Origin of the sequence: Pseudomonas sp. 22072, assembly GCF_052046095.1 — a bacterium.
In the GTDB taxonomy this organism is placed as follows: domain Bacteria; phylum Pseudomonadota; class Gammaproteobacteria; order Pseudomonadales; family Pseudomonadaceae; genus Aquipseudomonas; species Aquipseudomonas paracarnis.
This window is the reverse complement of the sequence record NZ_JBQEQE010000016.1, coordinates 89,264-98,047: the sequence shown is the minus strand read 5'-3', so window position 1 is coordinate 98,047 and position 8,784 is coordinate 89,264. Positions and strand designations below refer to the sequence as shown.

Below are 8,784 nucleotides of genomic sequence, written 5' to 3'. Positions count from 1 at the left end.
GACACACCGCCATCGCAGGCAAGCCAGCTCCCACACTTGATCTGCTTTGTCAGATATATCTTGCAACTCTCTGAATTTAAATAATAAAAAACGGCGCTCACGGGGCGCCGTTTTTTTATGTTCGCAGTGAACACCTTACTCAGTAGTAGGCGTTTTCTTTCTGCGTGTGGTCGGTCACATCACGTACACCCTTGAGCTCCGGAATACGCTCAAGCAAAGTACGCTCGATGCCTTCACGCAAGGTCACGTCCGCCTGGCCGCAGCCCTGGCAACCACCGCCGAACTTCAACACGGCGATACCGTCATCCACCACGTCGATCAGGCTTACCTGGCCGCCATGACTGGCCAGCCCCGGGTTGATCTCGGTTTGCAGGTAATAGTTGATACGCTCATTGACCGGGCTGTCGGCGTTGACGTTCGGCACCTTGGCGTTGGGGGCCTTGATGGTCAACTGGCCACCCATTCGGTCGGTGGCGTAGTCGACCACTGCGTCGTCAAGGAAGGCTTCGCTGAAGGCGTCGATATACGCGGTGAAGCTTTTGAGCCCCAGCGCGGTGTCTTCAGGCTTTTCTTCGCCGGGCTTGCAATACGCGATGCAGGTCTCTGCGTACTGGGTGCCGGGCTGGGTGATAAAGACGCGGATGCCGATACCCGGGGTGTTCTGCTTGGACAGCAGGTCAGCCAGGTAATCGTGGGCGGCGTCGGTAATGGTTATGGCAGTCATGGAAACTCCTCACAGGCTTGCCCGCAGTTTACGCCAAATTATTACGCAGGTACAAAGTCCTAGTATTTTTGTCGGGAAAGACTTGTCTCTGTTGACCTGACGCATCGTGACACCTGGCCATTTCAGCAAAAACCTGTGCCTACCTATATAGCCCCCCCCGCAAAACCCGGCTCAATAGAGTGAATCCTCTTCGACTACGGATTGTGAGGATTGAATGAATAACGCGTTGCAGAGTTTCTATTTCAAGGGTTTGCCGGAACAGCAAGCGCATCTGGACCATCTGATTGATTTCGTGACGGCACAAAGCTCGCTGACGGCATCCGCCGCCGAGGTGTACTACTCCCCGCCGCACAACAGCGAACTGCATCGCGAATGCAAGGAAGCCTTTCGTGTCTTGGCAAAGCTGGAAGCCGATGAAGACTTTCAGCAGTTCCTGCGGGAAAAGCCCGAACCAGATGCTTCCATTCTCGGCCGGGACTTTCTTTACGACCTGCTCTCCACCATGCTCAGCAGCGTGCGCGCACCGATACCCGACCCTGCCGAGACGTTCAGCATCGCCGACCATTCGGTGATCCTGCGCCATATACCCACCTATTGGTATATCGACGCCGACGTGTTGCTGGATATCAACCGGCGTGTGGGTAACGGCCTTAAAAGTGATGGCTCGGTGCGGTTTGACCTGGTGCTCAAGTATTACTCGATCATCCCGGCACAGCCCAAAACCCGCGAACAGTGGAAAGCGGTTCTCGCTGGCTTGCAGGAACACCACACTCTGAGAAAACTCGGACACGAAGGCGACCTCAGCGATTTGCAGCACTTGCTGGATGCGCCTGCCGACCAGAAAATCAAAGAGGTTATCCGCCAGATCGAAACACAAACACGTCAATCGCTGTTCCGTCATGTATTGCCCGAAACATTTACCGCCTCACAACAGGACATGCTCACCACCACCCCCACCGTGCTGCTTGAGCAATTGCTCAATAGCCCCGATAACCTGGCGCTGGGCGAACGGATCGCCAAGGCCTTGGACTGGTATGGCAGCCAACAGGACGAAATCTGCCCAGACCCGGTACGGGTGAAATTACTGTGGCGCGCGCTGTGGCTGACGATCATCCCCAACCCCGACTCGCCGGTGGATAACGAATTGAAGTTATTCATCTCGCCGGGGGCATCTTATAGGACGATCCGCCAACACCTGATCAGCCGCTATCACCACGACTTGTCGATCAGCACTGACGCAGCGCTATTGGCCGTGTGCGTGATCAAGGCCAATGTCGCCAGTGAAGTGTGGGTGGCCGATATTCCCGATGACCTGCCCTACGCTGCCACCAGTACCTGGGTCAATTTCAGAAGCGGCTTTCTGCTGGCCGAAACGATTGCACCTGGCTCATCGCGCCACATGAGTTTCGAACAATTGCTCAACCTGGCGGCGGAACACTTTCGCGCCAGTGGCGATGACATCAAACAACAGGCACTGGTCGCAGCGGCCAAATTGGGCCCCACCGTGCAATGGGCACAGGCCAACGGCCTGATCGCCAACCGATCGTCGGGCCACTCCCGCGACGAGCTCACCCAGGCCGTCACTGCACTGGAGCAGCATGAATATGAGATGTTCAACGCGGTTCAGAACCTCAAACTCAAGCTGCCCAGCCGTTGGCGCTTTGCCTCGGACACGGAGTACGACAAAGCCTTTCACGAAGCCCTCCAGGTGCCGAGAAACGCCTATAAGACCTTAATCCAATCACTGCTTGCCCATCTGGGCAGCGCGACTCTGAATGTGGATCAGGACGAGATCACCGTGTATTCATTAAGAGAGGCCCTGAACAAGGTGCCCATCGAATATGAAACCAAAGCCAAGACCGATGCCATTCGTTACCGGACAGGTTTTATCCTACGCATCGTCAAGCCCCGCTCGCCCTTCCATGCCATTTACATCGAGGTATTCCCCTTCGCCGGTCTGCTGCGTCGACGTAAAGACCTGCAAAGCCTACCGCTGAACGGCAAAGTGGTAGAGCTACGCGACGCCATGAGCTGGTGCAAATACCGATTGGCCACCGATGTGCCATTTGATCGCGAGGCCTACCGCGAGAACAAAGCGCCCAGACCAGGCAAAAAAGCCGAGTTGATCGTTGAACAAGTCGGCGAGACACTGCCTGCCATCGACGCAGGGCCGCGTATGCAATCGTTCGCGCCCAACACGCTGTATGCGCCGCGCAGTGAAACCCTGGCGAGCATGATTGCCCGCGAGCTGTTTTTCTGCGACGAACAGGCCCTGCTGGAAAAAACCCGTAAAGCCACACGGGAAGTAGACATCCCCGCTGAGGTACTCGAAGACTTGGCGTTCTGGGGCAAGATATTTGTGCCGTTCTGGGGCGGCATCGACGACATCGCTTCCGGCGATCCTCAGCGCATCAAATCCGGCGTCGCCAGCCTGTTCATCGACATCGTGGCTTTCGCGCTGCCGGTGGGGCGGTATGTGGCTGGCTCGACTCGCTTGCTCATCCAGGCGGGTAAAACCGGGCTACGCCTGGCATTGCCTAAACTGGCGAAACTGACCGGAAAACTGGTGATCGCCACACTCCAGGAACTCAACCCCCTGGCCGCCCTACCAAGCCTGCTCAGGCTCGCGCGCTTTGGTTTGCTCAAGCTGGGCCACAAACTGATGCGCCATGCACAACGGGGTATCGCCCAACTGCGAGATGGGGCGATCGCCGCAAGGCATATGCGCTCGGTCGACCCTGACAGCTGGAAGCCGCTGCAGGCGGGCGATCAACTGTTTACCGTGGACGGCTTCGCCAATGTCCCAATGCGCAACGTCGGCAGCCTCGAGGCGCCGGATTATCGCTTGATCGATACCGCGTCCAACCAAGCCTTCGGGCCGCGTTTTAGAGAACCGATCACGGTCATCAGCAACAGCAGCCCGTTGATCCGTCAGTACGCGGTTGACCCAGAGTTGATCAGAGGCCTCAAGCCCGACGCGCGCGGTATCTTCTCCCGGGCGGACTACAACCAGAAGTTCATCTGTAATGTCGATGACAAGGGCAAAATCGCGGTGTACCAGATCCGCGACAACTCCTATGGGTTCATTCAGGAGGCCGCCACGAGCGCCGACAACAGCTTTTCTATCGTGCTGGTCAATCCGAGGACCAACCGGGATTTGTCGATCACGCTGTCGTCGGTGGAACCCGGTCATTGGTATTCAGGCCCGATCAAGCTCACGGGCGGCGCGCCGGATGCGCCAAGCGTTGTAACGCCCTCAGTGCTGTTGAAATGGACCGAAGCCAGTGAAGACGCCCTGAAAAAAACCATGGACAAGTTCGTCAGCACTTACAACCTGGACCCCAGCGCCTTTCGGCAGTTCGTCAACAGCCGCAACACCCTGACACCTCGGGGGCTAAAGATGCTAGACCGCGCGGGAACCGCCCGCACCAGCGTCACTTACGAGCATATGGAGCACTGGAGCAAGGCGTCCCAGCGCGAGCGCAACAACCTCACCCTTGAGGGCTTCGCCGCCGACCATAACCTGGACCCGGTGGCCCTTGCCGAGCATGTAAACCTTGATGGCACCTATAGAGCGGCAGGCAAGGTACTGGCCAAATACGCCAGGGGTGAACAATTCGACGACCTGAAACCCGAACACCTGCAAGAGTGGAACAAGCACTACAACGCCCCCAATTCAAGGGTGTCCATGCACGCATTTGTCGAGCAGAACAACCTCAATCCGGTTATCTGGAGCAACTACGTCAATGACAATGGCAGCATGACCCGCGCCGGTAGAGAAAGGTGGCTGTTCGGACAAAGAAGCCCGCTGGACGAGCCTGTGGCCAGGAAGCGGCCTGCGCCGCCCACCGCAAGCAGCTCAAAACGTCCGCGCCTGGAGGACGACACCGCAACCACGCGGCGCCGATCCACTTCAATCACCGCGTCTTTTGATCATAAAATCAACAATAATGCGCCAATTCTGCAAGACCCCAACGACGTCAGGCGCAGCTTGACCCTTGAACTTGAAGGTCCGTTGCAAAACATAGAGATCACCGACGCCAACCAGTTTTTTGACGAGTTCACAGGGCTGCAACACGTCGAAGTCAAAGAGGCTGCAACCAAGAGTATCCGCGACTGGATCTCTAAAGAAGGCAACCATCATCGCAAACTCGATCGACTGCTGGAGGTCAGGAAACTGGCCGAGGGCCCGGAGCGTGGCCTGTCGGTGGTGGCCCGAACCGATATAAAACGTTTTGATGTCATTGGGCCGTACACCGGCAAGGTGCACTTGAATCAAGCCTCGCTCAATACCGAGATACTGGAAAAAGGTGAAGCGGCCGTCGGCACGTACTTATTCCAAACCCACACTCATGGCGCGACTATCAGCGGCCACGGTAACAGCAATACGCTGAGCCTGATCAATGCGGTCAAGGTGCCCAACCTGCCCGACGTTGGCATCGAAAATGTCGGCGCCCTGTACGTAGGCAAATACATGGTGTTTATAGTCGCTTGGCGGGACATCCCTGCCGGGACCGAGTTGCTGATGGACTATGGGAAAGCCTACTGGAAGTACGTGAGGCCCTGAGCCGCCAAACAGCAGTCCTAATGCTTTTGCCTTATGGGTAACGCATCATCAATGCCAAACCAATGTTTGAGCCTGCGATGCGTAGCCTGCTCCAACACTTGATAACTGGCCAAGGCGCCCAGCGCAATGACGGCGATGCACACCGGTATCATTGCGTAGGGGTCTATTGCCCTGTGTTCGATGGCCCAGCGCCCAGCACACAGCACCAGTACGTGAAGCAGATAGACCGAGTAGGAGCAGTCCCCCAGCAGTTTTATCAAGCGCGAACCATGGAAGTAAGGCTCCAGCGCCACACAACTGATCACTAACACGGCCCTGGGCACTCCCCATTCCAATACTCGGGGTACATCCGCGCCGTGGTAAATCGCTGCCAATGCCGCGACGACACCCAGCAACGCCAGCCAAGGCCTGGCTCGGCACAGACCGCGGCGGTAAAGTATGCCGATTGCCATGCCCATGAGAAATTCCAGAGCAATGTCATTACGGTAAAACCCATCGGCCAAGTCAAAGGCGGGGCCAATGACGTAGCACAGCAGATACAGCAGTACCGCCACCACCCAGAGCCTATAGGCTTCACGCACCAGCAGCGCAACAGCAAACAGGCAGTAGAACAGCATCTCGAAATTCAGTGTCCAGCCCACATCCAGCAGTGGATACACGCCGTAGCCCGCCGGGTTTTGCGCGGGAATAAAGAGCATCGACAGGAGCGCATGACCCAGTTCTAGCTGAACGTCTGGAAACATCCAGGGCATGACCGTGACCAGCACAGCCAAAAGCACGGTATAGAACCAGTACGCCGGAGCAATCCTGGCCACGCGCATCAGCATGAAGCGCCAGGGCGTGAGCGCTTTATCGGCGCTCGCGAGGAAAATCACCAAGCCACTGATGACGAAGAATACGTCCACCCCGGCGCCGCCCTTTTCGACCAACAGGTCCTCGAAGGCGTTGTGGGCCTCGAAGTTGAAAAACAGCTGCATGACATGGTGACCCACCACCACCCATGCAGCCAACGCGCGCAACAACTGCACTGAAATCAGCATCGGCCTACCCCTTTCCAATCTGTAGGTAAATATCCGACTGCTTCAGCCCCACATGGAGAAATGACCGGATCAATGCACTTCGTTATAGGTTCTCATAGCGGTTCATGTCCAATACACCCTCTTCCACCGGCGTGGTTTCGCGGATGTACTGCGACAAGTCGTGGAAATACTGCCAGAACAACGGATGGCTGCGCCGCACACCCCAGCGGTCGACGATTTTCTCGAAGCTCTTGGCGTCCTTGGCCTGCTCCATCTGCGCGACAAACTCAGGCACTTGCCGGGCCGGGATATTGAACATGAAGTTCGGGTAGCTGCTGAGCACGCCAGGGTAAATGGTCACAGTGTCCAGGCCCGGCTGATAGCGATACGCCTCACCCAGCAGAAACGCCACGTTACTGTGGGCACGGTTGCGCAGCAGGCTGTAGACCTCGCGCTTGCCGCTGGCAGTTTCGATGCGCAGCATCGTGGCTTCGGGCAATTGCTCGATCACCTTGAGCCCTGCCGCCGGCCGCGAGGTCAGGCGGCTCAGCGCTTGTTCGGCATCCTGCAAGGCCGGGTCGATGCCGTCGCGGGAGCAGAACGCGCCGCTGCAGCGGTTGATCGGGTCGGGGCTGGCGTTCAAATGGCCGTAGCGGGTCAGCAACTGGTTGGCGAAGTCACGCTTGGGGTCTTTTTCGCTCAGGTGCAAACCACTGGCCTTGTCATCGTCAATCGCTTCGTAGTCCAGCCACAGCTTGAGCTTGCCGCTGTTCTGGTACCAGTCGTCCATGAAGTCTTCGCGGGTGTCGGCGGGCATCAGGCGCAGGAAGTTCTGCTCGGCACCGTTGCGGATCAGGTCGAAATACAGGCGGGTCTGGGCCTGGTGCGAGACGTTGCCAAACACATCGAAATTCACCGCCAACTGGTAATAGGTGCGTTCCAGCAGTGGGTAGTCGAACAGCCACATCGTCTGCGGAACCTCGCCAATCAGGCCCTTGGTCACCGAGGCGCTGTCGAAATGGCGGAAAATGCTCAACAAGGCATTGTCATTGCCCGCCCACAATGTCGACCAGCTCGGCGCCGGCAGGTCTGCATAGTTGTCACGGCGCAAGGCTTCGTACTGGTTGCGCTTGTCGCGATAGGCCAGCCACAGGCTCAGCACACTGCCCACGTCGTCATTCTGCCCGGGCATGGCCAGCAACGGCGTGGCCTGGCCGCGATAACGCGCATCGGTGACGTACAGATCATGGTCGGGGTCCTGGAACAGCGTCCAGAAGTTATCGCGGATCACGTCCGTAGCGATCTGCCCACGGCACACCGGCCCGCGAATGAAGGTACGCACGAAGTACTCAGCGTTATCGAGCATGAATTGGTAACGCGCTTTAGCCGGGATGGCTTCGAATGTCGCGAACGGGTTGGCGCGGCTGCCGGGGCCGTAGCCTGGCAAGGCCGTGACTTGCCAGTCGGCGGCGTAGAACAATGCCTTGATCCGCGCCATCTTCGCCGCGCTGAAGGGGTAAGTGATGTGGGTTTTATGCACGATCACGCCCTGCACCGGCCACAGGCGGTAGTACACCTGGGTGCCGGGGTCGTCGTTGGGGCGGCGGGTGGCGATCAGGTCAATCGGCTGGCCACTGGGCGTACGCGAACGCACCCACTGGAAATAATGCCCCGGCTCGCCGTTCTCGAAATAGATATGCGCCAGGAACAAATGCTCGAACAGCCAGCGCGCCACCAGGCTTTCCCGGGCGCCCGGCTGGTTGAACAGGTTTTCCCACTGTTGCACTTGCAACGCTTCCCTGGCGCTCGGCGCCAGGCCCTGCTCGTCAATCGGCGCGCCGGAGGCCAGCCAGCGTTGCAAAGTCTGGTACTGCTGATCGGTCAGGCCGGTGACCGCCAGCGGCATGCCTTCCTTGGGGTGAGCGCCGGCATAGGCATTGAACTCTCCGGGCGTTGCGCACATATTTTCGCGGTTGAGCCCCAGCACAATGTTGTCGGGCAGCTTGGCATTGGGCGCCAGCGGCGCGTTGTGCCCCAGCTCCAGCATGCGCGCCATCAGCGCAGCCTGGCTGCCCTGGGCGTCCAGCACCGAATAGAAGCCCTTCTGCTGCCACGCCTGCTTACCGAATGCGTCATAAAACAACCGCGTAGTTGGCGTGGCCTGGCTGCGCTCGCCGTCATACACCGGCATTTTGCTTGCCCCGCGTGCGGCGCCCTCGGCGCTCCCCAGGTTGAGCTGGCAAGCGGAGTCGTAGCAGGCGTGGCAGGCCACGCATTTCTCGGTGAAGATCGGTTGGATATCGCGGGTATAGGAAATCGCCGAAGCGGGACCCTCTGCCTGCGCAGTACTGGCTATCAAGGCCAGGACGGCGCTGACGATCAAACGAAGTGACATGTATCGGGTCCCGATTCAAGGCGTGCGGTCTGTGAAATGGCGGTGATTCTACCGGGCCATGACCGCCAGCAACATGAGC

4 protein-coding genes are annotated in these 8,784 nt (G+C 58.2%); 1 reads left to right on the top strand and 3 read right to left on the bottom strand.

Annotated elements, in window-relative coordinates; all coding sequences use genetic code 11:
* Positions 1-139: 139 nt before the first annotated feature.
* Positions 140-724 (bottom strand): Fe-S biogenesis protein NfuA, encoded by a 585-nt coding sequence (nfuA, locus tag ACTJLA_RS17595; RefSeq protein WP_003190728.1) that lies wholly within the window; start codon positions 722-724, stop codon positions 140-142.
* A gap of 3,307 nt (positions 725-4,031) precedes the next feature.
* On the opposite strand from nfuA, the gene ACTJLA_RS17590 reads away from it, so the two are divergent.
* A complete protein-coding gene (locus ACTJLA_RS17590) occupies positions 4,032-5,291 on the top strand; it encodes an SET domain-containing protein (RefSeq protein ID WP_371264144.1) in 1,260 nt (419 codons plus the stop codon).
* Positions 5,292-5,308: 17 nt separating this feature from the next.
* Here the strand turns inward: ACTJLA_RS17590 and ACTJLA_RS17585 are convergent, their stop codons facing one another.
* Together ACTJLA_RS17585 and ACTJLA_RS17580 are read right to left on the bottom strand one after the other, a co-directional pair.
* Positions 5,309-6,331, bottom strand: coding sequence for an acyltransferase family protein (locus ACTJLA_RS17585; protein WP_440841718.1), 1,023 nt, complete (start codon positions 6,329-6,331; stop codon positions 5,309-5,311).
* 82 nt (positions 6,332-6,413) lie between these two features.
* Positions 6,414-8,705 (bottom strand): fatty acid cis/trans isomerase, encoded by a 2,292-nt coding sequence (locus tag ACTJLA_RS17580; RefSeq protein ID WP_440841716.1) that lies wholly within the window; start codon positions 8,703-8,705, stop codon positions 6,414-6,416.
* Positions 8,706-8,784: the final 79 nt, after the last annotated feature.